The organism is Pedobacter sandarakinus, from assembly GCF_026240095.1.
Classification (GTDB): Bacteria; Bacteroidota; Bacteroidia; order Sphingobacteriales; family Sphingobacteriaceae; genus Pedobacter; species Pedobacter sandarakinus.
The window spans coordinates 1-473 of record NZ_JAPIVG010000029.1 but is presented as its reverse complement, the minus strand read 5'-3'; the positions used below and the strand labels follow the sequence as shown (position 1 = coordinate 473).

1 protein-coding gene is annotated in these 473 nt (G+C 49.7%); it reads right to left on the bottom strand.

The annotated features are described in order from the left end of the window. The coding region (locus OQ268_RS17805) for a PorP/SprF family type IX secretion system membrane protein (RefSeq protein ID WP_265858169.1) at positions 1-473 on the bottom strand (473 nt) is incomplete at both ends.

Genomic DNA, 473 nt, shown 5'->3' with positions numbered 1-473 from the left:
GCGATGAGGTTATCGGCCGAAAAACCCGCATAATAGCGGTCGTTAGCAAAATAAACCCCCGCTCGTGCATCGGGAACAATGGTGCTTTGCATACCCGCAGGCTGGAAAGGTTCAGGATCGTTAGGGTTAAGCAAAGCGCCATCTATCCCCAGCTGAACCATACCTACACCAATGCCCAGGGCTAAACGAGAACTGCCATCATCATTTAGCCTGATGCGGTAAGCGTAGTTGCCATAAATGCTCAGGTTGGTTTGAGCACCCAGCTTATCGCTGGCAACCTGCAAAGCTAAACCAACGTTTCCACTGTTGGCTATTGCATCTACTGCCAGCGACATGCTACGCGGCGCACCGGTAATGCCTGTCCACTGACTGCGGTAAAAACTGTGTACGTTAAGCACTTCCTTATAACCCGCATAGGCAGGGTTAATGTAAATACCATTAAACATATACTGGCTATACTGCGCATCTTGCTG